The 25,490-nt window shown below is 67.9% G+C and carries 24 protein-coding genes and 1 riboswitch; of the genes, 7 read left to right on the forward strand and 17 right to left on the reverse strand.

The genetic code is table 11. From position 1 onward, the window contains the following. Window positions 1-94 precede the first annotated feature (94 nt). Window positions 95-303, reverse strand: a riboswitch (cobalamin riboswitch). 146 nt (window positions 304-449) lie between these two features. The 5 genes from F614_RS0101265 (at window position 450) to F614_RS0101285 (ending at window position 4,501) form a co-directional block, all read left to right on the forward strand. Further along, window positions 450-1,352 (forward strand): cobalamin-binding protein, encoded by a 903-nt coding sequence (locus F614_RS0101265; protein ID WP_019558075.1) that lies wholly within the window; start codon window positions 450-452, stop codon window positions 1,350-1,352. A 6-nt stretch (window positions 1,353-1,358) separates the two neighbouring features. Then, entirely contained in the window at window positions 1,359-2,330 is a 972-nt protein-coding gene (locus F614_RS0101270) for an iron ABC transporter permease (protein ID WP_018866960.1), read from the forward strand. After that, the gene (locus F614_RS0101275; protein WP_019558076.1) at window positions 2,330-3,196 is read left to right on the forward strand and encodes an ABC transporter ATP-binding protein; all 867 of its coding nucleotides are present in this window, start codon (window positions 2,330-2,332) and stop codon (window positions 3,194-3,196) included. Before F614_RS0101270 ends, F614_RS0101275 begins: the two co-directional genes overlap by 1 nt. 5 nt (window positions 3,197-3,201) lie before the next feature. Next, the gene (locus tag F614_RS0101280; protein ID WP_018866962.1) at window positions 3,202-3,567 is read left to right on the forward strand and encodes a hypothetical protein; all 366 of its coding nucleotides are present in this window, start codon (window positions 3,202-3,204) and stop codon (window positions 3,565-3,567) included. Window positions 3,568-3,652: 85 nt separating this feature from the next. Further along, a complete protein-coding gene (locus F614_RS0101285; protein ID WP_018866963.1) occupies window positions 3,653-4,501 on the forward strand; it encodes a pirin family protein in 849 nt (282 codons plus the stop codon). A 169-nt stretch (window positions 4,502-4,670) separates the two neighbouring features. Here F614_RS0101285 and glpK read toward each other — a convergent pair whose 3' ends face one another. The 17 genes from glpK to rnhB form a co-directional block, all read right to left on the reverse strand. Continuing rightward, window positions 4,671-6,191 (reverse strand): glycerol kinase GlpK, encoded by a 1,521-nt coding sequence (gene glpK / locus F614_RS0101290; protein ID WP_019558077.1) that lies wholly within the window; start codon window positions 6,189-6,191, stop codon window positions 4,671-4,673. Window positions 6,192-6,213: 22 nt separating this feature from the next. Next, window positions 6,214-6,609 (reverse strand): VOC family protein, encoded by a 396-nt coding sequence (locus F614_RS0101295; RefSeq protein ID WP_018866965.1) that lies wholly within the window; start codon window positions 6,607-6,609, stop codon window positions 6,214-6,216. After that, window positions 6,606-7,106: a 2-C-methyl-D-erythritol 2,4-cyclodiphosphate synthase gene (ispF, locus tag F614_RS0101300; protein WP_018866966.1), complete on the reverse strand. Its 501-nt coding sequence runs from the start codon at window positions 7,104-7,106 to the stop codon at window positions 6,606-6,608. The genes F614_RS0101295 and ispF overlap by 4 nt, the downstream gene beginning before the upstream one ends. Then, window positions 7,103-7,849, reverse strand: coding sequence for a 2-C-methyl-D-erythritol 4-phosphate cytidylyltransferase (gene ispD, locus F614_RS0101305; RefSeq protein ID WP_018882040.1), 747 nt, complete (start codon window positions 7,847-7,849; stop codon window positions 7,103-7,105). The genes ispF and ispD overlap by 4 nt, the downstream gene beginning before the upstream one ends. Beyond that, window positions 7,842-8,249 carry a cell division protein FtsB gene (ftsB, locus tag F614_RS0101310; RefSeq protein WP_018882039.1) on the reverse strand — a complete coding sequence of 136 codons (408 nt, stop codon included), beginning with the start codon at window positions 8,247-8,249 and terminating at the stop codon, window positions 7,842-7,844. Before ftsB ends, ispD begins: the two co-directional genes overlap by 8 nt. 193 nt (window positions 8,250-8,442) lie before the next feature. Then, window positions 8,443-9,720, reverse strand: coding sequence for a phosphopyruvate hydratase (gene eno, locus F614_RS0101315; RefSeq protein WP_019558078.1), 1,278 nt, complete (start codon window positions 9,718-9,720; stop codon window positions 8,443-8,445). Between the two features lie 66 nt (window positions 9,721-9,786). Continuing rightward, window positions 9,787-10,629, reverse strand: a complete 843-nt coding sequence (gene kdsA, locus F614_RS0101320) for a 3-deoxy-8-phosphooctulonate synthase (protein WP_018875546.1) — start codon at window positions 10,627-10,629, stop codon at window positions 9,787-9,789. Window positions 10,630-10,693: 64 nt separating this feature from the next. After that, window positions 10,694-12,361: a CTP synthase gene (locus F614_RS0101325; RefSeq protein WP_018875547.1), complete on the reverse strand. Its 1,668-nt coding sequence runs from the start codon at window positions 12,359-12,361 to the stop codon at window positions 10,694-10,696. Window positions 12,362-12,466: 105 nt separating this feature from the next. Beyond that, window positions 12,467-14,143 (reverse strand): SpoIIE family protein phosphatase, encoded by a 1,677-nt coding sequence (locus F614_RS0101330; protein WP_018875548.1) that lies wholly within the window; start codon window positions 14,141-14,143, stop codon window positions 12,467-12,469. Further along, window positions 14,143-14,988: a GGDEF domain-containing protein gene (locus F614_RS0101335; protein WP_018880579.1), complete on the reverse strand. Its 846-nt coding sequence runs from the start codon at window positions 14,986-14,988 to the stop codon at window positions 14,143-14,145. The genes F614_RS0101330 and F614_RS0101335 overlap by 1 nt, the downstream gene beginning before the upstream one ends. A gap of 23 nt (window positions 14,989-15,011) precedes the next feature. Next, window positions 15,012-15,404 (reverse strand): DUF1987 domain-containing protein, encoded by a 393-nt coding sequence (locus F614_RS0101340; protein ID WP_018866974.1) that lies wholly within the window; start codon window positions 15,402-15,404, stop codon window positions 15,012-15,014. After that, a complete protein-coding gene (locus F614_RS0101345) occupies window positions 15,404-15,994 on the reverse strand; it encodes a SiaB family protein kinase (RefSeq protein WP_019583900.1) in 591 nt (196 codons plus the stop codon). The genes F614_RS0101340 and F614_RS0101345 overlap by 1 nt, the downstream gene beginning before the upstream one ends. Continuing rightward, window positions 15,987-16,706: an ABC transporter substrate-binding protein gene (locus F614_RS0101350; protein WP_018875551.1), complete on the reverse strand. Its 720-nt coding sequence runs from the start codon at window positions 16,704-16,706 to the stop codon at window positions 15,987-15,989. The genes F614_RS0101345 and F614_RS0101350 overlap by 8 nt, the downstream gene beginning before the upstream one ends. A gap of 105 nt (window positions 16,707-16,811) precedes the next feature. Then, window positions 16,812-18,017 (reverse strand): tRNA lysidine(34) synthetase TilS, encoded by a 1,206-nt coding sequence (gene tilS, locus F614_RS0101355; protein ID WP_019558079.1) that lies wholly within the window; start codon window positions 18,015-18,017, stop codon window positions 16,812-16,814. Window positions 18,018-18,093: 76 nt separating this feature from the next. Next, complete coding sequence (locus tag F614_RS0101360) at window positions 18,094-19,059, reverse strand: acetyl-CoA carboxylase carboxyltransferase subunit alpha (protein ID WP_018866978.1); 966 nt, start codon at window positions 19,057-19,059, stop codon at window positions 18,094-18,096. A 94-nt stretch (window positions 19,060-19,153) separates the two neighbouring features. Further along, on the reverse strand, window positions 19,154-22,627 hold the full coding sequence (dnaE, locus tag F614_RS0101365; protein ID WP_019558080.1) for a DNA polymerase III subunit alpha: 3,474 nt from the start codon (window positions 22,625-22,627) through the stop codon (window positions 19,154-19,156). Next, complete coding sequence (gene rnhB / locus F614_RS0101370) at window positions 22,624-23,226, reverse strand: ribonuclease HII (RefSeq protein WP_018866980.1); 603 nt, start codon at window positions 23,224-23,226, stop codon at window positions 22,624-22,626. The genes dnaE and rnhB overlap by 4 nt, the downstream gene beginning before the upstream one ends. Window positions 23,227-23,345: 119 nt before the next feature. Between rnhB and F614_RS0101375 the strand changes: the two genes are divergently transcribed. Next, window positions 23,346-24,359, forward strand: a complete 1,014-nt coding sequence (locus F614_RS0101375) for a Gfo/Idh/MocA family protein (protein ID WP_019558081.1) — start codon at window positions 23,346-23,348, stop codon at window positions 24,357-24,359. Continuing rightward, window positions 24,356-25,453 carry a DegT/DnrJ/EryC1/StrS aminotransferase family protein gene (locus F614_RS0101380; protein ID WP_019558082.1) on the forward strand — a complete coding sequence of 366 codons (1,098 nt, stop codon included), beginning with the start codon at window positions 24,356-24,358 and terminating at the stop codon, window positions 25,451-25,453. Before F614_RS0101375 ends, F614_RS0101380 begins: the two co-directional genes overlap by 4 nt. Window positions 25,454-25,490: the final 37 nt, after the last annotated feature.

Genomic DNA, 25,490 nt, shown 5'->3' on the forward strand with positions numbered 1-25,490 from the left:
GCGTTTCCGTCGGGGCGACGGCACGGCGAAACCACGAAGGAACGGGCACCGCAGATGGTGCCCGTGCCCTCGATCGTTGCCCGCCGCACGATCGCAGGATGCGTCATCACCAGGCCGGTCTCCGGGCTCGCGAGCGTCGGCGGCTGCCGATGCCACAGACGCCTTCCCGTGACCCGTGGGGGCACAGTGGCCAAGCCTGCGGTGTGGTTCGCCGCTCACTTACCGTTGCGGGGGCAGCGCCGGATTTGCACCGGCTTCCCGTTTCACCTGCGCATTGCAGGCACCTGATTCAAGCCGCCGTATGATACGCGTTCGGCGCGCCCCCGACCAATTTGGGCACCAAACCATCTTGCCCATGCTGCTATGATGAAACGCTTTTGCGGCTTGCGCGCACTACCGCAGACGTCCTCCATTCGACCTCGCAACAGCGCCACAACCACCGGATTTTTATGAATTTCAAGACCCTCGGACGCTCCTCCGCCCTGCTCGTCGCGACGTTGCTTTGCACGGCGCCGGCACTGGCCGACCCGGTCTCGGTGACCGACGATGACGGTCACGAGATCCGGCTGGAACAACCCGCCGAGCGTATCGTCAGCCTCGCCCCGCATATCACGGAGGTCCTGTTCGCCGTCGGGGCCGGCGACAAGCTGGTGGGCGCGACCCAGCACAGCGACTTCCCGCCGGAGGCGGAGATGCTTCCCCGGGTGGGCGGCTACAGCCGCATCGATATGGAGCGCGTCGTGCAGCTCGATCCGGACCTGGTCGTTGCCTGGCGCAGCGGAAACTCGCAATCCCAGATCGAACACCTGCGCGAGCTCGGCTTCCACGTCTACGTGTCGGAGCCCCGCAGCTTCGACGGCGTGGCCGCCAGCATGCGCCGCATGGCACAGCTCGCCGGCACCGAGACGCAGGGCGACGCGGCCGTGCAGGCCTTCGAGGAGGCGATCGACACCCTGCGCCAGGACTACGCCGAGCGCGACCCGGTACGCCTGTTCTATCAGGTGTGGGAACAGCCCCTGATGACGGTGAACGACGACCACCTGATCAGCGAGGCGATCCGCCTGTGCGGCGGGGTAAACGTATTCGGCCACCTGGATCGCCTGGTCCCGCGCATGGATCGCGAGGCGGTCATCGAGGCCGATCCGGAGGTCATCATTGGCGGCGGCATGGGCGAGGATCGCCCCGACTGGGTCATCGCCTGGACGCAATGGGAGGACATGACCGCGGTCCAGCGCGACAACCTGTTCTTCATCCCGCCGTCCCTGCTGCAGCGCCATACCCCGCGCATCGCCGAGGGCACCCGCCTGATGTGCGAGGAGCTCGAGCGGGCGCGCCTGCGCCGGGCGGACTGACCCCTCGTGACCCGCGCCTTCCTCCTTGCCGCCGCGGTCCTGCTGCCGGCGTCGCTGCTGGCGGTGCTGATCGCGCTGGCCTTCGGCAGTGTCGCGATCGCGCCCGGCGACCTGCTGGCGGTGATGCTCGGCGAGGGTAGCCGCCTGCACGACACGCTGGTGCTGGAGCTGCGCCTGCCGCGCGCCCTGGCGGCCTTTGCCGCAGGCGGGTTGCTGGGTCTGGCCGGCGCGCTGATGCAGGTGCTGCTGCGCAACCCGCTGGCCGATCCCTACGTGCTGGGCCTCTCCGGCGGCGCCTCCGTCGGCGCCCTGCTGGCGATGCTCGCGGGCCTGTCGATGTTCTCCGTCTCGCTGGCCGCGTTCGCCGGTGCCCTCCTGTCCACGGTGATCGTGTTCGGCCTGGCGCACGGTACCGGCAGCTGGACCCCCACGCGCCTGCTTCTGACGGGCGTGGTGGTCGCGGCGGGCTGGGGCGCCATGATCAGTTTCCTGCTCGCAGTCAGCCCGACGGCCGAGCTTCCGGGCATGCTGTACTGGCTGATGGGCGATGTGTCCCATGCCCGCAACCCCTATCCCGCCTGGATCCTGCTGGTGCTGGTCGTGTTCCTCGCCCTGCCGCTGGGCCGCACGCTGAACGTGCTCGCGCGCGGCCCGATGCAGGCCGCTGCACTCGGGGTGGCGGTGCGCCCGGTGGAATGGAGCATCTATGTCGCCGCCGCGCTGATCACCGCGACCGCGGTCATGCAGGTCGGCGCGGTCGGCTTTGTCGGGCTGATCGTGCCGCACATGCTGCGCCTGGTCTTCGGCAACGACCAGCGCGTGATCCTGCCGGCCTCCGCGCTGGGCGGCGGCATCCTGCTGACGCTGGCCGACACCCTCGCCCGCACCATGATCGCTCCGGAGCAGTTGCCGGTCGGCGTAATCACCGCGATGCTGGGGGTCCCCGTGTTCCTGTTCCTGCTGTACCGGAGCCGCTGATGGCACCCAGCTCTCCCACCGCACCCGCCCACAGCCGGCCGCATGAAGCCCCGGGCCTGGGCGCGCGCAGCGTCCACCAGAAGCCGGGCCCGGATACGCTGCTTGCCACCCACGACCTGGTGATCGACATCCCGGGGCGCGCACCCGGCGCCCCGCTGGAACTGACCGTCGACCCCGGGCAGTGCTGGGGCATCCTGGGCCCCAACGGCGCGGGCAAGAGCACGCTGCTGCAAACGCTCGCCGGCCTGCGGACCGCACGCGCCGGCACCATCGAGGTCCGGGGCCAGGCGATCACCCGCCTGCCCCGCGCGGAACTGGCGCGGCGCATCGGCCTGGTCTTCCAGACCCACCACGACGGCTTCCCCGCGACGGTACTGGAGACCGCGCTGATCGGTCGGCACCCCTACCTGCGCCCCTGGGACATCGAGACCTCCGAGGATTACGCCCGCGCCCGGGCCGCCCTGGCGGAGATGGATCTCGCCGAGCTGGAGCACCGCATGGTGGACACGCTCTCCGGCGGCGAGCGTCAGCGCCTGGCCATCGCCACGGTGCTGACCCAGGACCCCAGCCTGCTCCTGCTGGACGAGCCCACCAGTCAGCTGGACCTGCATCACCAGGTCGCCGTGCTGAACCGCGTGCAGGGCATCGTTGCCCAGGCGCACCGGGCCGCCGTACTGGTCCTGCACGACGTCAACCTGGCCGCGCGCTACTGCGACCATCTGCTCCTGCTGTTCCCCGACGGCCAGGCATGCTGGGGCCCGACCGCCACCATGCTCGTGCCCAGTGCCCTGGAACGCCTCTACAACCAGCGCCTGAGCGTAGGCGAGGTCGACGGCCTGCCCGTGTTCCTGCCGCGCAACGAGTGACCGCCATGGAATTCTTCCGCAATCTGCCCGCGACCCTGGATGCCGAAACCTTGCAGCGGCGGCTGAACGTCCCCGCCCTGCCCGCTCACAGTGATGCCATCGACACGCTGATCCAGGACAACGGTCCCGATGCCGGCGTGGTCTACTGCCTGTGGGGCGAGTTCCGGGTGCACCGCGAGGTCATCAACGGTGGCGTGCGCCTGTCCCTGCCCGACTGCCCCAACGGCCTGGCCTGGACGCTGACCACCGGGCACCCGCCCGACCCGCAGGCCGTCGTCCTGCACCTGACCATCAACCGTCAGGAACACGATCCCGATTTCATCGAGAGCCTGGAGGCGTTTGCCGATTCCTGGGATCTGTCCACCGCCTGACAAAAGGCCCCATGACGGGAAACGATGCAATTTTCTTTTCGTTTCATGGTCGGTATGGTGCAGACCTGTTGCGAAGGAGAACGCCATGAACCCGACACCGCCGGACAGCGTGAAGACCTCCCATCCCACCCAGGACGGGGCCGGGGTGAAGATTCGGCGCATCCATGACTTTCGTGGCGGGCTGGACCCCTTCCTGATGCTGGACGAGCTCAAGGCAAGCGCGCGCGAGGACTACATCGGCGGCTTTCCCGCCCACCCGCATCGCGGCTTCGAGACCCTGACCTACCTGGTCCATGGCGGCCTGACGCACGAGGACTCCATGGGCAATCAGGGCCGCGTGGAGGCCGGCGAGGCCCAGTGGATGAGCGCCGGCCGCGGCGTGATCCACTCCGAGATGCCCCTGCTCGACAGCGAGGGCCTGCACGGCTTCCAGCTGTGGGTAAACCTGCCCGCCCGGCGCAAGATGGACCCGCCGCGTTATCGCGACGTGCACGCCGACGCAATGCGCCACCTGCCGGAAGACGACGACCCGCTGCGCTTCAAGGCCATTGCCGGATCCTGGCAGACCAGTGCCGGGGATACCGAGGGCCCGCTGGCGCAGATTGGCGAAGGCGCCGCGATGGCCGACCTGACGCTGCCCGCCGGCTATCGCCTGTCACTTGCCGTGCAGCTCGAGGACCGCGTGCTGGCCTATGTGTTCGACGGCGAGCTCATCGGCCTGCAGACCGGGCAGATGGGTGTGTGGAGCGGCCAGACCCAGATCCACTTGATCGCCCAGCAGGATGCCCGCGTGCTGCTGTTCAAGGGGCGGCCGCTGGGCGAACCGATCGCGCATTACGGCCCCTTCGTGATGAACACCTCCGACGAGATCGAACAGGCCATCAGCGACTACCAGTCCGGCCAGCTCGCCGCCGAACCGGCCAGCATGGACTGAGCCCCGGGCCCAATCCGGGCCTGGCAGGGGCTTCGCGGACAAGCCCGCTCCCACAGTGATCTGGGCCGCGCCGCCTGTCGAAGCCATCGCTCTACCTGCAACCCCCTGTGGGAGCCGCCTTGGCGGCGAAGCCCCCGCCCGCGTCGGCGAGGCCCCAGACCATCACCCGCTACGGCGTCGAGTCGCTGTCGTCCTCGCGCGCCCAGCCCATCGTGCGCTTCACGGCCTTCTTCCAGCCGCGGTAGTACTGTTCCCGCGTGGCCGCGTCCATCTGCGGCTCGAACACCCGGTCCAGCCCACCCTTCTGCGCCAACTCGTCACGGGTCCAGAAGCCGACCGCCAGTCCCGCGAGCCAGGCGGCCCCCAACGCGGTGGACTCGGTCACCGCCGGGCGCTCGACCTGCACCCCGAGCATGTCGGCCTGAAACTGCATCATCACGTTGTTGGCCACGGCCCCGCCGTCGACCCGCAGGGCCTTCAGCCCGATCCCGGCGTCCTGCGCCATGGCATCGATCACATCGCGTGTCTGATAGGCCAGTGCATCCAGCGTGGCGCGGGTGATGTGCTCCTTGCGCGTTCCACGGGTCAGGCCGAAGATGGCGCCGCGCGCGTACATGTCCCAGTACGGCGCACCCAGCCCGGCGAAGGCGGGCACCACGTAGACCCCGTCGGCGTCCGCCACCTTGCCCGCGTAGTACTCGGAATCCTCGGCCGCGTCGATCAGGTGAAGCTCGTCGCGCAGCCACTGGATCGCGGCCCCGGCAATAAAGATCGAGCCCTCCAGCGCGTATTCCACCCGGCCGTCCAGCGACCACGCGAGGGTGGTGAGCAAGCCGGATCGGGACTCCACCGGCGTGCCACCCGTGTTCATCAGCAGAAAACAGCCGGTCCCGTAGGTGTTCTTGGCCATGCCGGGCTCGAAACAGCCCTGACCGAACAGGGCCGCATGCTGGTCCCCCGCCACGCCGGCGATCGGGACCTCCGCGCCACCGAACATCTCGGCGCCGGTGACGCCCAGCACGCCACTGGAGTCCACCACCTCGGGCAGCATCGCGCGCGGGACCCCGAATCGCTCCAGCAGATCGGAATCCCATTCCAGGGTGTGAATGTTGAACAGCTGGGTGCGCGCGGCGTTCGTCACATCGGTCACGTGACGTTCCCCGCGGGTGAGGTTCCAGATCAGCCAGCTGTCCACGGTGCCAAAGGCGAGTTCGCCCCGTTCCGCGCGCTCGCGCGCCCCATCCACGTGATCCAGGAGCCAGCGCAGCTTGCTGGCCGAGAAATAGGCATCCACGACCAGACCGGTACGCTCGCGCAGCAGGCCCTCGAGGCCCTGCGCCTTCAGTTCGTCGCAGAACGCGGCGGTACGCCGGTCCTGCCACACGATCGCATTGGCGATCGGCTCACCCGTGGCGCGGTCCCATACCACCGTGGTCTCGCGCTGATTGGTGATGCCGATCGCCGCCAGTCGGGAGGGCTTGATGCCGCGCGTCTCCAGTACTTCGCGCGCCACGCCGATCTGGGTACCCCAGATCTCCATCGGGTCGTGTTCCACCCAGCCGGGCTGCGGATAGATCTGGGCGAAATCCTTCTGCGCCACGCCGACGATCGTACCCGCGCGGTCGAACAGGATGGCCCGGCAACTGGTCGTGCCCTGGTCCAGGGCGAGGATGTAGCGCGCGTCGCTCATGAGGGGACTCTCTCTGGCCGATTCAGGCACCGTCCTCGATCAGCTCGATGGCGTTGCCGTCGGGATCCCGTACGAATGCCGCGGGGCGGCCGGAGCGACTGCGTTCCACCGCAAACCCCGCGGCCTCCAGCCGCGCGGCGAAGGTCTCCAGCTCATCCACGCGCAGCGCCAGGTGGCGGTCCTGCCCACACCGTACCGCACGCTCGGTCGGGTCCGGGTTCGGCACCCGCAGCAGGTGCAGGGCCTGGCCGTTGCCGAGGTCGTACCACAGCCCCGGAAATCCGAGTTCGGGCCGCTCCAGCGGCGCCAGCCCAAGGTGGTGCCCGTAGAACTCGCGCGCGGCCTGAACGTCCGCAATGACCAGGCTGGCGTGATGCAGGCCGAGGACTCCCGCATTCCCGCGCCCGGCCCCGGTCATACCCGCAGCATCCCCGAGGCCGGTTCCAGCAGCACGATTGCCTGCGCCGCCACGCCCTCCTTGCGCCCGGTGAACCCGAGATGTTCGGTCGTCGTGGCCTTCACGCTGACGGCCTCGGGCACCAGGCCGGTATCCGCGGCGATATGATCGCGCATGGCGGGGACGTGCGGCGCCAGCTTTGGCGCCTGCGCGATCACGGTGGAGTCGATGTTGACCGGGCGCCAGCCGGCCGCCGCAACACGCTGGAGGACCTCCCGCAGCAGGACGCGGCTGTCCGCGCCGCGAAATGCGGGATCGGTATCCGGAAAGTGTCGTCCAATGTCACCCAGGGCGGCGGCGCCGAGCAGGGCATCGCAGACCGCATGCAGCAGCACGTCGCCGTCCGAATGCGCGACGAAGCCACGCTCGAACGGGATATGCACGCCGCCGAGGACCAGATGATCCCCTTCACCGAAGGCGTGCACGTCGAAGCCCTGGCCGATGCGCAACCCGCTCATGCGCTGAACCGTCCTTCCAGCCGGCCCTGCTGCATCAGGTAGAGACGGGCCAGCTCCAGATCTTCCGCCCGCGTGATCTTGATATTCATCGCCGAACCCTCGATCAGCCGCGGGGCCTGCCCCAGAAACTCGATCGCGCTGGCCTCGTCAGTCACCGCATGACCCGCATCGCGTGCGCGCGCATTCGCTTCTCGCAGCATCCCCAGCCGGAACATCTGTGGGGTCAGGGCGCGCCAGACCCGCTCCCGGTCCAGCGTCCGCTCCACGCGGCCGCCGCCATCGCTCCACTTGATGGTGTCGGTACTGGGGCTGGCCAGCAACCCGCCCACCGCGTCATCCCGCAACTCACGCAACAGGCGGTCCACATCCGCCTGCGGCAGACAGGGACGGGCCGCATCATGGACCAGTACCCAGTCGTCCGCGTGCGCCCGTTCGGCCAGGAAGTCCAGGCCATTCTGCACGGAATCCACCCGCTCCGCTCCGCCGGCGGCACGGAACAGCCGCCCGCCCGCCAGCGGCAGATCCAGGGCGTCGGGATCCACGTCGGGTCCCAGCACCAGCACCACGCCGCGAATGCGCGGATGCTCGAGGAAGATCGAGAGGGTATGCGACAGGATCGTCCGCGAACCCAGCGTCAGGTACTGCTTGGGACGGTCGGACCCCATGCGCCGGCCAATGCCGGCCGCCGGGATCAGTGCCCAGAAGGCCGGTTCGCGCGCCGCTGCGCCCCCGGTGTCAGCCATCAAAGGGATCCTCCGGTGGCAGGGTGTCGGTGGCCGGCTCGGCCTCCTCGGGCACCCGCGAGTCGGGACCGGGCTCGGTCTGCCCGGCCGATCCGGGGAGCGGCTCGATGTCCAGCGTGGCGGGTTCGTCCTCGCCCACCACGAAGAAGAAGACCTCGTCCTCGCGGATCATCCCCAGGTCGCGCCGGGCCCGTTCTTCCACCGCCTCGGTTCCGCCGCGCAGGTCTCGCACCTCCGCCTCCAGGGCCTGATTGCGCTGCTCCAGTTCGGCGTTCGAGGCCTGCTGGCGCTCGACCTGCTCGCGCAGGTCGCGCACGTCGCGCCAGCTCCCCTCGCCCAGCCACAGGGGCCATTGCAGTGCCAGCAGCACAAGCGCCAGCCCGATCAGCAGGCCGCGCATCACCCGCACTCCATCGACTTGAACCCAAAGAAAAGCCCTCGCCCGCGCACCGCGCCGAGCGCGGGTACAACGGAACGAGGGCTTTTACGAGTGGCCGGCATGCCCGGCATTCTACGAGGCCCGGACGTCCCGGGACAGGAACCGCGCCGCAGGCTGCGGACTGCATCCTCGACACGGCCGCCCCGCAACCGCCTCAGCGCCCGAAGGTGAACGCCGACATACCCGGGTAGCGGGCCCGGCTCCCCAGGTGTTCCTCGATCCGGATCAGCTGGTTGTACTTGGCCACCCGGTCGGAACGCGACAGCGAACCGGTCTTGATCTGCCCGGCTCGCGTGGCGACCGCGAGGTCCGCGATGGTGACGTCCTCGGTCTCGCCCGAGCGGTGCGAGATCACTGCTGTGTAGTTGGCCTTGCGCGCCAGTTCGACCGCTTCCAGCGTCTCGGTGACGGTCCCGATCTGATTGAGCTTGATCAGGATGGAGTTCGCGATGTCCTTGTCGATGCCTTCCTGCAGGATGCGCGTATTGGTGACGAACAGGTCATCGCCCACCAGCTGCACGCGCTGGCCCAGGCGCTCGGTCAGGGTCTTCCAGCCCTCCCAGTCATCCTCCGCCATCCCGTCTTCGATGGTCAGAATCGGGTACTGGTCCACCCAGTGGGCGAGGTAGTCGGAGAATTCGTCCGCCGAGAAGGCCTTGCCCTCGGAGTCCAGGTGGTAGCGGCCGTCGCGGTAGAACTCGGAGCTGGCGCAGTCGAGGCCGATCCAGATGTCCTCGCCGGCCTTGAAGCCGGCATTGTGGATGGCCTCCAGGATCACCTCGATCGCCGCGGAATTGGACGGCAGATCGGGGGCGAAGCCACCCTCGTCGCCCACCGCCGTGGCCAGGCCGCGCTTGGCCAGGACCTTCTTCAGCGCATGGAAGACCTCGGCGCCGTAGCGCACCGCCTCGCGCACCGAGTCCGCGCCCACCGGCAGGATCATGAACTCCTGCATATCCACGCTGTTGTCCGCGTGGGCCCCGCCATTGATGATGTTCATCATCGGCACCGGCAGCAGCGTGGCGTCTTCCCCGCCCAGCGTCTCGAACAGCGGCTGCTCGCGATCGGCCGCGAGGGCATGCGAGGTCGCCATGGAGACGGCCAGCAGGGCGTTCGCCCCCAGGCGCGACTTGTTCTCGGTGCCGTCCAGTTCCAGCATGCGGCGATCCACCGCGGTCTGGTCGAGCTCCATGCCGCGCAGCGCGTCGCGGATCTCGCCGTTCACGTGGCTCACCGCCTTCAGTACGCCCTTGCCCCCGTAGCGCTTCTCGTCATCGCGCAGCTCCAGGGCCTCGCGGGCCCCCGTGGAGGCACCGGACGGGACCGCCGCGCGCCCCATGGCGCCGGAATCCAGGACAACATCGGCCTCGACCGTCGGGTTGCCCCGGGAGTCGATGATCTCGCGGGCGTGAATCTCCGCAATCTGGGACATGCTCTCTCCTTGAAAAGTACCCGCCCGGACGGAGCCGCCCGGGACGCATTATCGAAAAATCGGGGGTCAGCCGAGGCCGTATTCCGCCTCCGCGAACGGCTGCGCCTTGGTCGCGGCGTCCAGCGCCTTCAGCGTCTGCAGCAGCTCGGCCATCTTTGGCAGCGGCCACGCATTGGGGCCATCCGACAGGGCCCTCTCGGGATCCGGGTGGGTCTCCATGAACAGCCCGGAGACCCCGGCCGCCACCGCGGAGCGCGCGAGCACCGGTACGAACTCGCGCTGGCCACCGGAGGACGCGCCCTGCCCACCCGGCTGCTGCACCGAATGGGTCGCGTCGAAGACTACCGGGCAGCCGGTCTGGCGCATCTGGGCCAGGCCGCGCATGTCGGAGATCAGGGTGTTGTAGCCGAACGAAACCCCGCGCTCGCAGACCATGATCTGGTCATTGCCCGCCTCGCGCGCCTTGTCGACGACATTGCCCATGTCCCAGGGTGCGAGGAACTGGCCCTTCTTGATATTCACCGGACGCCCCTGGCGCGCCACATTCTGGATGAAGTTGGTCTGACGGCAGAGGAACGCCGGCGTCTGCAATACATCCACTACGCTGGCGACCTCGTCCAGCGCCGTGTCCTCGTGCACGTCAGTCAGTACCGGCACGCCGATCTCCGATTTCACCTTGTCGAGGATGCGCAGACCCTCGGCCATGCCCAGGCCGCGGAAGCTCCGGGTGGACGACCGGTTGGCCTTGTCGAACGACGACTTGTAGATGAACGGGATGCCCAGGTCATCCGCCATCGCCTTCAGGGCCCCGGCCGTCTCCAGCGCCATGGCCTCGGACTCGATGACGCAGGGTCCGGCAATCAGAAAAAAGGGCCGGTCGAGGCCGACTTCAAAACCACAAAGCTGCATGTCCTGTCCTGTACGGCGGCCGCCACCCTCCGGGCACGGCCGCGAAAAATCGTGTATCGGCGCCCTATTCCGTCAGCGCCGTGGTGGTTTCGGGTTCGCGCGCTTCCTGGTAGTCCCGGGCGGCACGCACAAAACCGGTGAACAGCGGGTGGCCATCGCGCGGCGTGGAGGTGAACTCCGGGTGGAACTGGCAGCCGACAAACCACGGATGCCCCGGGAGTTCCACGGCCTCCACCAGTTCGCCGGATTCCGACACGCCCGAGATGCGCAGCCCGGCCGCCTCCAGCCGTTCGCGGTAGGCGTTGTTGAACTCGAAGCGATGGCGGTGGCGTTCTTCCACCTTTTCGCGACCATAGGCCTCGGCAATGCGCGAACCGGACGACAGCCGCGCACTCTGGGCTCCCAGGCGCATGGTGCCGCCCAGGTCGCTGTCGGCATCGCGCCGCTCGATACGGCCTTCCTGATCCTGCCACTCGGTAATGAGCGCGATCACCGGATGCGGGGTATCGGGCGCGAATTCGGTGCTGTGCGCGCCTTCCAGGCCCGCGACATCGCGCGCGAACTCGATCACCGCGACCTGCATGCCGAGGCAGATCCCGAGATAGGGCACGTCGTGTTCGCGTGCGTAGCGCACCGCGGCGATCTTGCCCTCCACGCCGCGCTCGCCGAAGCCGCCCGGCACCAGGATGGCATCCAGGCCCTCGAGTTCCCGTGCGGCCTCGTTCTCGGCGCCTTCCAGTTTCTCCGAGTCGAGATAGCGGATCCGGACGCGGGTGCCGACCTGTACCCCGGCATGGGTCAGGGCCTCGTTCACGGACTTGTAGGATTCGGTCAGGTCCACGTACTTGCCGATCATGCCGACGGTGATCTCCGACTCCGGGAACTCCATGGCATTGACCACGTGTTTCCAGTCCGAGAGATCCGCCTGCGGCGCCTCGATATGCAGCTTGCGCAGCACGATCTCGTCGAGCTTCTGCGAATGCAGCCAGAGCGGGATCTTGTAGATGTTGTCCACGTCCACCGCCGAGATGACCGCCTTCTCCTCGACGTTGGTGAACAGCGCGATCTTGCGCCGCTCGCCGTCCGGGATTGCCTGGGTCGAGCGGCACAGCAGGATATCCGGCTGGATCCCGATGGAACGCAGTTCCTTGACCGAGTGCTGGGTTGGCTTGGTCTTGATCTCGCCCGCGGCCTCGATATACGGGACCAGCGTCAGGTGCATGAACAGGGCATTCTCGTGGCCGAGTTCCACGCCCATCTGGCGGATCGCCTCGAGAAACGGCAGGGACTCGATGTCGCCCACGGTACCGCCGATCTCGATCAGCGCGATGTCGGCATCGCCCGCCCCTTCGTGGATGGAGCGCTTGATCTCGTCCGTGATATGCGGGATCACCTGCACGGTACCGCCGAGGTAGTCCCCGCGGCGTTCCTTGCGGATCACGTTCTCGTAGATCTGGCCGGTGGTGAAGTTGTTGCGCCGCGAGGTACGGATGCGCACGAAGCGCTCGTAATGCCCCAGGTCCAGGTCGGTCTCGGCGCCGTCGTCGGTGACGAAGACCTCGCCGTGCTGAAACGGGCTCATGGTGCCCGGATCGACGTTGATGTACGGATCCAGCTTGAGCAGGGTCACCTTGAGCCCGCGGGCCTCGAGGATCGCCCCCAGCGAGGCGGATGCAATACCTTTGCCCAGAGACGAGACCACGCCTCCGGTGATGAAAACAAAACGCGTCATGCGGGAAACCTGGCTGGGAGCTGACAAGCGCCCCGTCCCGGCGCGAACCTGGCACGCGGGGTGGGCGGAAAACGCCTGAAAGAGTACCAGAGCACCCGCCCCTGCTCAATCGGAAGGCGGGGGCAACACCTCGTTCCGGGAACCCCGTGCCAGCGGGCGGAAGGCCACCAGGGTCATGTCGTCGCGCCGGGGTTCTCCGTCGCGATAATCCTCCAGCACACGCACGACAGCGTCGATCTTGGCGGACAGATCGCGGCCACTCTTCTCGGCCAGGACCTGGCGCAGCCGACGGCGCCCGAACAAGCGTGGCGGCTCGCCCCCGACATGATCATGCGCACCGTCGGTGATCAGGAAGAATTCGGTTCCCGGCTCCACCGGCACCTCGTGGTCGACCGGCTGCGCGGGCTCCAGGCTGCGGTAGCCGAGCCCCCCGCGCACGCCGCGGATCTCCTCGATCTCGCCGCCGCGTTCGATCATCAGGGGCAGCCCGACCCCGGCGAAGGCCAGCATCCGGTCTTCCGGCCGATAGACGCATACCGCGGCCTCCAGCCCGTCATCCGAATCCGAATCCTGACCGTCCTGACGCAGCCGTGAACGCACCAGCCGGTCCATCTCGCGCAGGATCGCGGAGGGTTCCAGCAGACGGTGTTCGTGCAGGATCCGGTCCAGCGCCGACGCCACCACCAGCGTGATGAACGCCCCCGGGACGCCATGCCCGGTACAGTCCGCCACCACCAGGATGCTGTGGCCGTCGATGGCCTCGACCCAGAAATAGTCCCCGCCGACCAGGTGCAGCGGCTCCCAGTAGATCTGCACCTCGTCCAGATGTCCGTCCAGGGCGTGCTTGTCCGGCAGCATCGCGGTCTGGATGCGCCGGGCATAGCGAATGCTCTCCACCACCAGGCGGTTACTGCGTTCCAGTTCCCGGTTGGCCTCGTCCACCTGGGCCATCGCCCGTTCGGTCTCGGCCTTTTCGTCTTCCAGCTGTCGGGTGCGCTCCTCCACACGGCGCTCCAGATCGGCGTTCAGCGCCTTCAGCTCTCCGCGGGCCCCGTCGCGCGCATCCAGCCCCTCCTGGAAGGCGCGCAGCAAGCGGTCCAGCGAGCGCCCCAGGGCCCCCAGCTCGTCATTCTCGTGATGCCCCAGGCGGGGCATGGGCCAATGGGCTGGCTGGTCCGGGTCGGTATCCGCCACGGCGCGGGAGATCTTCAGCATCGGACGCAGCATGAGGAAGTAGAACAGCACCACGACCACCAGCGAGACGATCACGGCCTGGGTCACGCTGGTCACGACCCCGGTCTGCAGGCGCGCCACGAAGATCCGCCCCAGGACACCGGGGTCCAGCTCCATGCGCAGCTGCCCCACGCCCTGAACGTTGCCCCGGGTTCCCGGATGCGTTAGTTCAAGCTCGTGTGCCCGCAGGTCGCCAAAAAGCCACTGCGCCCAGTCCCCGGACGCGGCCTCCGCCGCCCGTTCGTCCTCGGCCAGCGTATTGCCAAAATCGTCGAGGATCTCCACCCGCCGGATCTCGTCGAAGACGAGCAGGCCCTGGACCAGCGAATCGGCCTGACCGGCGCTCAGTTGGAAGGCGGCCTCCGCCGCGGGCGGCTCGACCAGACGCTGCAGACGATCCACCTGGGCCTGGGTTTCGGCCCGGAAGGCATTCCAGTCGGAGGCAATGACGTAGGCACTACTGAGGAGGCTGAGCGCAAGCGCAGCAAGCAGCGTGGCGACCGCCAGCTTGGCAACGAGGCTCCGGTTGCGGCGCCGGGTCTCCGGCATCATCCGTGGTCGCCGTGCGTCTGCACGATGACACGGTTGCGCCCCTCGTTCTTGGCGCGATACAGCAGGTCGTCGGCGAGCGCGACCAGTTCGCCGGCATCCGGCCAGGGATTCGTGGTCACCACCAGACCGATCGACACCGCCAGGGACAGCGGCTCGTCCTTCCAGTGCAGGCGGGCGTTCTCCACCGCCGAGCGGATCCGTTCCGCCAGGGCCAGGGCGGCCTCGACGTCCAGGTCCGCGGCCACGACGAGGAATTCCTCCCCGCCCATCCGCCCGGCGTACTGTTCGGCCCCCAGTTCGCCGCGCAGGATCTCGGCGAAGCTTTCCAGCGCGAAGTCCCCGGCGGCATGGCCATGGGTATCGTTGAGGGTCTTGAAGTCGTCGAGATCCAGCATCATCACCGCGAGCGAGTGCGACGCGTCACCCACGCTGTCGGCCATGCCCTCGACACAGTCGATCACGCGGCGGCGCGAGAACAGGCCGGTCAGGGCGTCCTCCAGCGCCAGGCGCTCCAGCTCGGCCGTCAGGCGCTCGCGTTCGCGGACCTCGTCAGACAGGGCGTTGTTGAGCTGGGCCAGGTGTTCGGCCTGTTCGCGCAGCTGCCGGTTGGCATCCTGGAGATCCGCCTGCATGCGATCACTCATACGCATCATGCGCCGCTGCGCGCGGTAGCTCTCGGAATAGGCCTTGGCGAGCACCTTCACCCCGTCGGCCACTGCGTCCAGCGCCTCCAGCATCTGCTCGGAGCGCTGCATGATGGCCTTTTCCTGCTCGAACAGGGAAAAGTCGGCCAGGCCCTCGTCCAGCTCCTGCCCGTCGCGGGGCCGGCTAGAGGGGTTCATGGAGTCGTCACGAGAGGGGGCGGTCATGTCAGCGGACACATGCGGTAGTCGGCGTGCTGGAAGTCCTCGGAGAAATCCTCGCCGAACTCCTCCATGGTTTCGTCATCCTCGTGATAGCACCAGTTGATACGGACCTTCAGCCCGGCCTCCGCCCCGTCTTCCAGGATCTGGAACATGTTCATCAGGGCCTTCGCGGTGGACGAATTGAAATAGATCATTTCCACCGTGAATTCCACCTCGTCGCTGGCGCGGTCCTCGATTGCCTGGCGCAGCCCCTGGGTCAGGGGGCCGTAGAAGTTCGCCGCATCCTCCGGATACGACTCCCCCGACAGTCGGTACTGCCCGGCCGCGAAATCGAACTGCACCGCGGGGGTCCGGTCGGTTGCCTCGTGCTCAATGGTCTCGACGACTGCCATCAGATGTAGGCCTTCAGGACAAAGTAGGATTGGGCATCGGAAATATGCTGAAAATCGAACTGGATCGGCTCGCTCGCCCTCCGTGCGATCTCGATCAGACCGATACTGCCGCCCTTGCTGCCCTCGTCCGGCGGCTCGCGCAGTTTTTCCTTGTAGAAGCGGCGCAACTCGTCGCTGTCCATCGCGGCCAGTTCACGCAGGCGCGCCGCCAGGGTGTCGGCATCCTTGCGCCCGATGACATTGCCGCAGATGACGAAGAAGCGCCCGTTCTCCGAACCGACCGTGATCATCCCGGAACTCAGCTCGACGGGGGGCTCGTCATCGTGCTCGATGCGTTCGGCCGAATACCGGATGATGTTCTGCACCTGCTCGACAAAGACCGAAAAGACCCGGTTCACGGTCTTCGTGTCGGTGGATTCGAGCCGGATCTTCTGGCGCAGCGCATCGCCCAGGGCCTTCAGGATGCCCTCGGAGATGTAACCGGTGAACGAAAAGATGATGCCACGCCGGGTCATGTTGCGCTGAAACCCCAGCACCTCTTCGGCAATCAGGGTCGATGACGCCGCCTGCGCCTCGGCTGCCTCACTCATCTCGCTCTCCATTGCTGTTCAGTACGGCCTCGACGATCGCCGCGTAGCGTCCGTCGGCGCGCATCGCATCCAGTTCTTCCTGCATGCGGTCCAGCGGTCCGCGCTCGGTCTCCGGGTGGCAGGCGAGCGACATCACCGTATCGTTGAACGCGAACAGGGATTCGAGTTCCCCGATCCCTTCCAGGCGCGCATACCAGGGCGCGAGGTGCTCACCGCTCACCCAGACATCGATCCGATTGGCCGCCAGCTTGCGCGCGTTCAGCCGGTCGTTAGGCGCGGTATCCACCGGAATCCCCTGACGTTCGACATGTAGGGCCACGGCATCGTCGCGATAGCCGCCGACGCGGTAACGCTCCAGTTCTGCCAGGGACGAGGCATTTACGTCCGATCCCTCCAGCACGAATGCATGCCACTGGTTCTCGACCAGAGGCCCGACCCAGGTAAAAAGATCCTCGCGCTCCTGCGTGCGCGTCGTTGAAAAGACGCAGGTACCGGGGACCGACTGGGCCTCGGCATAGGCGCGGCTCCAGGGCAGCAGCCGGATCTCCGCGTCCACTCCCGCGGCCTCCAGGAGCTGATCCATCACGCGGATGGAGATCCCGTCCAGCTCCCCGGATTCGGTCTCGAAATTGAAGGGGGGGTAGCTCTCGGTAGTCAGCGTTAACGTGTCGGCTGCCAGCGGCGCCGCCAGAAACGCCGCGGCCGCCAGCAAAGCCGTGCCCGTACGTCGCCCGCACTGTGCCGCGAAACCTGTCACGCGCCGCTCACCCGAAACCCATGAAGACGGCCCAAGAATTGTCCGATTCGGACGGCTCCGTCAACTCCGCGCGTTAGCTCGGTCCGGCCAGAGGACTGCGACAATCACGCCATCCGCCTGACGCAACAACGGAATCCGCTGACGCGCCCAGGGCGGGATCCCGCGCTCCTGCATCAGCTTCTTCAGCGGGCGGTGGCCGGCCGGCGTCGCGACCCGCTCGCCCCCACGGCGATAGCTAACGGTCAGGGGGGCATCGGGCGCGACGCCGAGCTCCCGCAGGCCCGAACGCGTCAGGCGCCGCCCGTCCGCGAGCCGCAGTTCCGGCTGGTCCGCGGGCCACTCCTGATCGGGCGGAGGCTTCTGCCCTTCGCGCCCCTCCTGCCGCGGCCCGGCCCATAGCTGATCGCGGTAGCGGCGCATCCAGCCGTCTTCCCATTCCACCCGCGGGCTGGCGTCGGGGTTGTCCGCCACCACCTGGCGCAGGAATTCCCCCAGGCGTGCGTGACCCGGCGGCCGCAGCCCCTGTGCCTGCAGCCAGTGCCGCACCAGCCCGCGGGCGGCGGCGTTATCCAGCCTGCTCACATGAGCAAGGTCCAGCCCACCGGACTCCGGGTCCCGTGCCGCCTCCATGTGATCGGCGAAATGCATCCGCAGCTGACCGGCGACCTCCCGCTGCCAGCCGGCGGCCCGCGCCAGGCCGGTCACAGCCCCGAAGCGTTCGCGCAACAGCGGCAGGACCGACTGGCGAAGGAAATTGCGATCAAAGCGCTCATCGCGATTGCTCGGATCGTCGTACCAGTCGAGACCCTCGCGCCGGGCATAGTCGACCAGCGCCTCCCGGGGAAGGTCCAGCAGCGGCCGGCCCAGCCAGGTGACCCCTTCCCGCCGCAGTGGGCGCATCCCCCGCAACCCGTCGGGTCCACTGCCGCGCAGGGCCGCCAGCAGGAAGGTCTCGGCCTGATCGTCCGCATGCTGCGCGGCGAGGAGGATATCCGTCTCCTCCAGCCCGTCGCGCAATGCCACGTAGCGCGCCTCGCGCGCGGCGGCCTCCAGCCCCGACGGGCGCGGATCAAGGGGTTCCAGCCTGCAGGTCCGGAACGGGCAGTTCAGCGCCCGGGCCACCGCACGGCAATGCTCGGCCTGGCGCCCGGAGTCGGCCCGCAGACCGTGGTCCACGTGCATGGCTTCGAGACCGGGAATGCCCAGACGCACCGCCGCGTGCAGCAGGACGGTGGAGTCCAGGCCGCCACTGAAGGCAATGCGCACCCGCCGGCGGGCAGGAGGGGGGTCGAGAAATGCCCGCAGCGCGGTGGCTACGGGATCGGGCGCCGGGGCGCCCCGCTCAGGAAGCGGCTTCCTGGAAGGCACCGTAGTCCATCAGGCGGCGATAGCGCCGCTCGAGACGCTTGCCCGGATCCAGTCCCTCGAGGCCGTCCAGGGTCTCCAGGAGCGCGGTACGCAGGCGCGTCGACATCGCCTCCGGGTCGCGATGGGCACCGCCCAGAGGTTCCGGCACGATCCGGTCCACCAGCCCCAGCTCCTTCAGGCGCTCGGAGGTGATTCCCAGCGCCTCGGCCGCTTCCGAGGCCTTCTCCGCGCTCTTCCAGAGGATGGAGGCACAGCCCTCGGGCGAGATGACCGAATACGTCGAATACTGCAGCATCAGCGTGGCGTCCCCGACGCCGATGGCCAGCGCCCCGCCGGATCCGCCCTCGCCGATCACCGTGGCGATGATGGGCGTATCCAGGCGCGCCATCACCCGCAGGTTGCGCGCGATGGCCTCGCTCTGCCCGCGCTCTTCCGCACCGACGCCCGGATAGGCGCCGGGGGTATCGATGAAGGTCAGCACCGGCATGCGGAAGCGCTCCGCCATCTCCATCAGACGCAGGGCCTTGCGATACCCCTCCGGCCGCGGCATGCCGAAGTTGCGGTACACCTTGTCCCGCGTCTGGCGCCCCTTCTGATGTCCGATGAGCATCACCGGGCGACCATCCAGACGCGCCACCCCGCCCACGATCGCCGGGTCGTCGCCAAACGCGCGGTCCCCGTGCAGCTCCTCGAACTCGTCGAACAGATCGGGGATGTAGTCCAGCGTGTAGGGACGCCGCGGATGCCGCGACATCTGCGCGACTTGCCACGGCGTGAGCTTGGCGAAGATGCTCTCGGTCAGCGACCGGCACTTGTCCTCCAGGCGCTGGATCTCTTCCTGGATGTTGACCTCGGCGTCGTCGCCGACATAGCGCAAATCGCCGATCTTCGCCTCCAGTTCGGCAATGGGCTGTTCGAAGTCGAGAAAGTCCGGATTCATGCAGAGTCCCGAAGGCTTGTTGGTAGAGGCCAGCGAAAGACGCGAATTGTAACCAATCGCGGCGCGCGCCGCTCCCGTGCCGATGCGCAGCGGTCTATCGACCGTACAGCACCTGCGCCTCGCAGTCCGGCCCCAGCGACTGCTGGATGCCGCGCAACAGGCGTTCGTCCGGCCGGATCGTCCAGCCCTCCGGCAGGCTGATATCGGCCTCCAGCCCGTCCCGGCGGTAGCACATGTGCACACGGCAGGGCCCCTCGCGATGCGCCTCCATCAGCCCTCGCAGGTGGGCGACCTGTTCCGGCACCACGCCCTCCAGGCACAGGTACAGCGCCCGCGCCCACTGCGCGCGCGCCTCGTCCAGGCTGTAGACGGCCCGCGCCCGCATGCGGGTACCCCCGGCATAGTCGTCCAGCGTGACGGTACCCTCCGCCACCAGCAGCGCGTCCGGCTCCAGGCGATCCTTGTACTGGGTGAAGTCGTCGTTGAACAGCACCACCTCGGCCCGCCCGCTGCGGTCATCCAGGGTAACGATCCCCATGCGCCCGCTCTGCGTGTTGCGCACGCGCACGCCGACAATCAGGCCCGCAATGCGCACGGTCTCCTGCTTACCGCGCCATTTCTGGCCCTGCGTCTCGTCGGGGCGATCCTCCAGTTTGGCCTCCAGGGCCTGCAGGGTGGTCCCGGTCAGGCGCAGCAGCTCCGCCCGATAGCGCTCCACCGGGTGACCGGTCAGATAAAGCCCCAGGGTGTCCTTCTCGCCCCGCAGGCGTTCGTCATCGTCCATCTCCTCGAGGGTGGCGCTCTCCGGGATGACAGCCGCGGCCGGGTCGCCGAACAGATCGACTACCCCCAGGCTGGCGTTGCGCTCCGTTTGCTCCGCGGCCGCCACGGCCATGGGGATATCGTTCAGCAGCGTCGCGCGGTTCGCGCCCAGACCGTCCATGGCCCCGGCGCGCACCAGCGTCTCCAGCACGCGCTTGTTCAGCTTTCCCAGGTCCACCCGCTGGCACAGGTCCACCAGCCCGTGGAAGTCGCCGCCCTGCCCGCGCGCCTTCAGCAGCGTATCAATCGCGGACTCGCCCACACCCTTGATCGCCCCCAGGCCGTAGACGACGGTCTGCGCGTCGCGACAGGTAAAGCGGTAATCGGACTGGTTCACGTCCGGCGGCAGGACTTCCAGCCCCATGTTGCGGCATTCCTCGATCAGCCCGACGACCTTGTCGGTGTTGTCCATGTCCGCGGACAGCACCGCCGCCATGAAGGGCGCCGGATAATGCGCCTTGAGCCACGCCGTCTGGTAGGCGACCAGGGCATACGCCGCCGAGTGCGACTTGTTGAAGCCGTAGCCCGCGAATTTCTCCATCAGATCGAAGATGTAGGTCGCGACCCCTTCGTCGACCCCGCGCCCGAGTGCGCCCTCGAGGAAGATCTCGCGCTGCTTGGCCATCTCCTCGGGCTTTTTCTTGCCCATCGCGCGCCGCAGCAGGTCCGCGCCGCCCAGGGTGTAGTTGCCCAGCACCTGGGCAATCTGCATCACCTGCTCCTGGTACAGGATGACGCCGTAGGTCGGCTTCAGGATCGGTTCCAGATCCGGATGCGGGTACTCGACCTGGGCACGACCGTGCTTGCGGTCGATGAAGTCGTCCACCATGCCCGACTGCAGCGGCCCCGGCCGGTAGAGCGCCACCAGCGCGATGATCTCCTCGAAGCTGTCGGGCTGCAGACGCTTGATCAGATCCTTCATCCCGCCGGATTCCAGCTGGAACACCGCGGTGGTCTGGTAATCCTTCAGCAGGCGGAAGGTGTCCGGATCATCCAGCGGGATCGCGTCCAGGTCGACCCGCTCCTCGGCATCCATCTTGCGGACGTTCTCGACCGCCCAGTCGATGATGGTGAGCGTACGCAGGCCGAGGAAGTCGAACTTGACCAGGCCGACCGCCTCGACATCGTCCTTGTCGAAGTGGGTCACCAGCGATGCGCCATCGTCTTCGCAGTACAGCGGCGAGAAATCGGTCAGCGCGGAGGGTGCGATCACCACCCCGCCCGCATGCTTGCCGGCGTTGCGGGTCAGGCCCTCGAGCTTCTGCGCGAGGTCGATGATCGCGCGGACCTCCTCGTCCTCGTCGTACAGCGCCTTCAGGTCCTCGCTCTCGGTCAGGGCCTTTTGCAGGGTCATGCCCAGTTCGAACGGGATCAGCTTGGCGATCCGGTCGACGAAGCCGTAGCCATGGCCCAGCACGCGCCCGACATCGCGCACCACGGCCTTCGCGGCCATGGTCCCGTGGGTGATGATCTGCGACACCTTGTCGCGACCGTAGCGTTCGGCGACGTAGTCGATCACGTCGTCGCGCTTCTCCATGCAGAAATCGACATCGAAGTCGGGCATGGAGACGCGTTCGGGATTCAGAAACCGCTCGAAGAGAAGCTCGTAACGCAATGGATCCAGGTCGGTAATACCCAGCGCATAGGCCACCAGCGAGCCGGCGCCCGAGCCACGGCCCGGGCCCACGGGGATGCCGTTGTCCTTGGCCCACTGGATGAAGTCCGCCACGATCAGGAAGTACCCGGGGAACCCCATCTGGCAGATCACGTCCAGTTCCCGCTGCAGCCGCGCCTCGTAGTCCTCCTGCGGCGCGAAGCAGAAGCGCTCCAGACGGGCGGCCAGACCCTTCGCCGAGGTCTCGCGCAGGTGATCCTCCACCGTGTACCCCTCGGGCACCGGGAAGTCCGGCAGGACCGATTCGCCCAGGGTCAGACTGACCGAACAGCGCCGTGCGATCGCGACGCTGTTGGCCAGGGCCTCGGGAATATCCGCGAACCGCTCCGCCATCTCCTCCGGCGAACGCAGGTACTGCGCCTCCGAATAGCGCCGCGGTCGCCGCGGATCATCGAGGGTCACGCCGTCGTGAATGCAGACCCGGGCCTCGTGGGCCTCGAAATCTTCCGGACGCAGGAAGCGGACATCGTTGGTCGCCACCACCGGCAGGTCGAAGGTCTCGGCCGCGGCCAGCGCCTGCTCGATCCAGGCCTCCTCGCCCGGCCGGTCCGAACGTACCAGTTCCAGATAGAAGCGCCCCGGGAAGCGCCGCATCCAGGGTTCCAGATCCTCGGCCAGCAGGGCGCGGGCGGTCCCTGAACCGTTCACGAACAGCCCGTCGATGCCCCCCGACAGCGCGATCAGGCCCTCGGCCGCCGCGTCCAGCCAGGCACAGTCCACCCGCGGGATCCCCTTCTCCTGGCCTTCCTGCCAGGCCCGCGAGATCAGCCGCGTCAGGTTGCGGTAGCCGGGATCGTTCTGCGCCAGCAGCGTCATCCGTGCCAGGCTGCCGTCGGCGCGCGCATCGCGTACCAGCACGTCCGCCCCGATAATCGGCTGCACGCCCTGTGCGATCGCGGCGCGGTAGAACTTCACCAGCCCGAACAGGTTGCAATGATCGGTGACCGCGACGGCCGGCATGCCGCCATCGACGACGGCCTTCACCAGCGGCTTCAGCCGCACCAGGCCGTCGACCAGGGAGTACTCCGAATGCACCCGCAGGTGCACGAAGCCGGGATGGGCTTCGCTCATGCCCCGGCCTCCTGCTCCCGCGCGGCGATGGCACGCGCTACGGGCCCGAAGCTGCGCCGGTGCTGGGGACACGGACCCAGGCGCTCCAGGGCCTCGCGATGGGCCACCGTCGGATAGCCCGAGTGCCGGTCAAAGCCGTACTCGGGGTAGTCGCCGTGGAGTTCACGCAACCAGCCGTCGCGGGCCACCTTCGCGATGATCGAGGCTGCACTGATGGCCGCCACCGAACCGTCCCCGCCGACGATGGCCTCGGCCGTCCAGGGCCCCTCGGGGGTAAAGCGCCCGTCGACCAGCAGGTGCGCGGGTGCCAGGGCCAGACCGGCCACGGCTCGCTGCATCGCCAGCAGAGTGGCGCGGTGGATATTCAGTGTGTCGATCTCCGCGGCCTCGGCCCGCCCCAGCGACCACGCCAGTGCATCCGCGCGGATCTGTACATCCAGCGCCTCCCGGCGCCGGGCACTCAGCTTTTTGGAGTCGGTCAGGCCGGGACAGGCGTAGTCCTGCGGCAGAATCACGGCCGCCGCGACCACCGGCCCGGCCAGCGGCCCGCGCCCGACCTCGTCCACGCCGGCGACGTGGCGCTGCGCTGCCTCTGTCATGGAGTCTCCACCACGGTGAACTGCGGGCAATCATCCGAACGCGACCATGCGCCGCGCCGGGGATCCGTTACAATAGCGCCGAAAATCCTAGCACACCCCCTCCGGATCCGAGCCTACCCATGTCCCAATCCCCGTTACGCTGCGCCGCCATCGGCGTGGGCCACCTCGGCAGATGGCATGCCGCCAAGTACGCTGCGCTCCCCGATACCGAACTGGTGGCCGTGGTCGACGCCGACCCCGAAACCGCCCAACGCGTGGCGGCCGACAACGAATGCCGTGCGGAGACCGATCATCGTGCCCTGATCGGGCAGGTCGATGCGGTTTCCATCGCCGCCCCCACCACCCTTCACTACGACATCGCCCGCGATTTCCTCGAGGCAGGCTGCCACGTGCTCGTGGAGAAGCCCATCACTGCGACCCTGGAGCAGGCCGAGGCCCTGAACCGGATCGCCGAGAAGCAGGGCGTGGTACTCCAGGTCGGGCATCTGGAACGCTTCAATGCCGCCCTGCGCCGACTGACCGAGAGCCCGCTGCATCCCCGATTCATCGAGTCCCATCGCCTGGCGCCCTACAAGCCGCGCGCCACCGATGTCTCGGTCGTCCTGGACCTGATGATCCACGACATCGACATCATCCTGTCGCTGGTGGACGCGCCGCTGACCGAGATCCGCGCCTCCGGTGCCCGGGTGCTGACCGGCGACATCGACATCGCCAACGCCCGCCTGGAGTTCGCGAACGGCTGCGTCGCCAATGTCACCTCCAGCCGCATCAGCACCAAGTCCGAGCGCCGCATGCGCATCTTTCAGTCGCATGCCTACGCATCCGTCGACTTCCAGAATCGCATCCTGTCGCTGAACCATATCGGTGACCCCGATCCGGAGACCGGTGCCCCGGCCATTCATCGCGAGGAGAGCGTGTTCGACGAGGCCGATGCCCTGCTCGCCGAGATCCAGGCCTTCGTGGCCGCGGTCCGCGGCCAGGGTCCGGTCGTCGTCAGCGGCCGCGACGGCCAGCGCGCGCTGGAGACGGCCAGCCGCATCACCGACCTGGTCTATGAAAACCTGAACATCATGAGCCGGGCCGACGGCCCGCACAGCCACCTCGATGCGAACCCCACAGGAGTCAAGCCGTGATCCCGATGGTCGACCTGCAGCGCCAGTACCAGAGCCTGCGCCCCGAAATCGATGCCGCCCTTCAGGACGTGCTGGCCGGCGCCCGTTTCATCCTGGGCCCCAATGTGCAGACCCTGGAACAGGAACTGGCCGACTACCTCGGCGTCGAGCACGCGATCACCTGCGCGTCGGGCACCGATGCCCTGCATCTGGCCCTGGCCGCGGCCGGGATCGGCCCGGGTGACGAGGTCATCACCACCCCGTTCACCTTCATCGCCACGGCCGAGGCCATCCGCTACGTCGGGGCCGACCCGATCTTCGTGGACATCGACCCGCGCACCTTCAACATCGATCCGGATCAGGTAGAGGCTGCGATCACCGAACGCACCCGGGCGATCCTGCCGGTGCACCTGTTCGGCCAGCCAGCCGACATGCCACGCCTGCAGGCCATCGCCGAGAAGCACAAGGTGATGATCGTGGAGGACTGTGCGCAGTCCTTTGGCGCGACGGTCGACGGCGTGCAGACCGGTGCGGGCAATGCCTTCGGCTGCTTCTCGTTCTTCCCCAGCAAGAACCTCGGGGCCTTCGGCGACGGCGGCCTGGTCACCACCAGCTGCCCGTCGTCCGCCGAGGCCCTGCGCCGTCTGCGCAATCACGGTTCCAGCGAGCGCTACTATCACGACGAGATCGGCTACAACAGCCGGCTGGACGAGATGCAGGCCGCGATCCTGCGGGTGAAGCTGCCGCACATCGATACCTACAACGCGGAGCGCCGCCGGGTCGCGGCGCGCTACCGCGACGGCCTGGCCGGCCTGCCCGTGGAGGTGCCGTTCGAGGACGGTATCGGGACCCACGTCTACCACCAGTACACGCTGCTGACCGATCACCGCGATACCATCATGGAGGCCCTCAAGGCCGCCGAGGTCGCCTGCGCGATCTACTACCCGGTGCCCCTGCACCAGCAGAAGGCCTTCGCCGACCTGAAGAATCGACCGGAATCGCTGCCCGTCACCGAAGACGTCGCCGCGCGCTGCCTGTCGCTGCCCGTGTTCCCGGAACTCGAGGACGCGACCATCGACATGATCTGCGGGAAGATCCGCGAAGCCCTCGCATGACGCCACCCCGCCCCGCGCCGACTGGAGCCCCGCTCCG

Source organism: Thioalkalivibrio sp. ALE12, assembly GCF_000381105.1.
Lineage (GTDB): Bacteria > Pseudomonadota > Gammaproteobacteria > Ectothiorhodospirales > Ectothiorhodospiraceae > Thioalkalivibrio.

What these genes read in the sequence shown, in the direction of transcription:
- F614_RS0101265 (WP_019558075.1), top strand. Translation starts at nt 450, where the DNA reads ATGAATTTCAAGACCCTCGGACGCTCCTCCGCCCTGCTCGTCGCGACG.
- F614_RS0101275 (WP_019558076.1), top strand. Translation starts at nt 2,330, where the DNA reads ATGGCACCCAGCTCTCCCACCGCACCCGCCCACAGCCGGCCGCATGAA.
- F614_RS0101280 (WP_018866962.1), top strand. Translation starts at nt 3,202, where the DNA reads ATGGAATTCTTCCGCAATCTGCCCGCGACCCTGGATGCCGAAACCTTG.
- F614_RS0101285 (WP_018866963.1), top strand. Translation starts at nt 3,653, where the DNA reads ATGAACCCGACACCGCCGGACAGCGTGAAGACCTCCCATCCCACCCAG.
- glpK (WP_019558077.1), bottom strand. Translation starts at nt 6,191, where the DNA reads ATGAGCGACGCGCGCTACATCCTCGCCCTGGACCAGGGCACGACCAGT.
- F614_RS0101295 (WP_018866965.1), bottom strand. Translation starts at nt 6,609, where the DNA reads ATGACCGGGGCCGGGCGCGGGAATGCGGGAGTCCTCGGCCTGCATCAC.
- ispF (WP_018866966.1), bottom strand. Translation starts at nt 7,106, where the DNA reads ATGAGCGGGTTGCGCATCGGCCAGGGCTTCGACGTGCACGCCTTCGGT.
- ispD (WP_018882040.1), bottom strand. Translation starts at nt 7,849, where the DNA reads ATGGCTGACACCGGGGGCGCAGCGGCGCGCGAACCGGCCTTCTGGGCA.
- ftsB (WP_018882039.1), bottom strand. Translation starts at nt 8,249, where the DNA reads ATGCGCGGCCTGCTGATCGGGCTGGCGCTTGTGCTGCTGGCACTGCAA.
- eno (WP_019558078.1), bottom strand. Translation starts at nt 9,720, where the DNA reads ATGTCCCAGATTGCGGAGATTCACGCCCGCGAGATCATCGACTCCCGG.
- kdsA (WP_018875546.1), bottom strand. Translation starts at nt 10,629, where the DNA reads ATGCAGCTTTGTGGTTTTGAAGTCGGCCTCGACCGGCCCTTTTTTCTG.
- F614_RS0101325 (WP_018875547.1), bottom strand. Translation starts at nt 12,361, where the DNA reads ATGACGCGTTTTGTTTTCATCACCGGAGGCGTGGTCTCGTCTCTGGGC.
- F614_RS0101330 (WP_018875548.1), bottom strand. Translation starts at nt 14,143, where the DNA reads ATGCCGGAGACCCGGCGCCGCAACCGGAGCCTCGTTGCCAAGCTGGCG.
- F614_RS0101335 (WP_018880579.1), bottom strand. Translation starts at nt 14,988, where the DNA reads ATGAACCCCTCTAGCCGGCCCCGCGACGGGCAGGAGCTGGACGAGGGC.
- F614_RS0101340 (WP_018866974.1), bottom strand. Translation starts at nt 15,404, where the DNA reads ATGGCAGTCGTCGAGACCATTGAGCACGAGGCAACCGACCGGACCCCC.
- F614_RS0101345 (WP_019583900.1), bottom strand. Translation starts at nt 15,994, where the DNA reads ATGAGTGAGGCAGCCGAGGCGCAGGCGGCGTCATCGACCCTGATTGCC.
- F614_RS0101360 (WP_018866978.1), bottom strand. Translation starts at nt 19,059, where the DNA reads ATGAATCCGGACTTTCTCGACTTCGAACAGCCCATTGCCGAACTGGAG.
- dnaE (WP_019558080.1), bottom strand. Translation starts at nt 22,627, where the DNA reads ATGAGCGAAGCCCATCCCGGCTTCGTGCACCTGCGGGTGCATTCGGAG.
- rnhB (WP_018866980.1), bottom strand. Translation starts at nt 23,226, where the DNA reads ATGACAGAGGCAGCGCAGCGCCACGTCGCCGGCGTGGACGAGGTCGGG.
- F614_RS0101375 (WP_019558081.1), top strand. Translation starts at nt 23,346, where the DNA reads ATGTCCCAATCCCCGTTACGCTGCGCCGCCATCGGCGTGGGCCACCTC.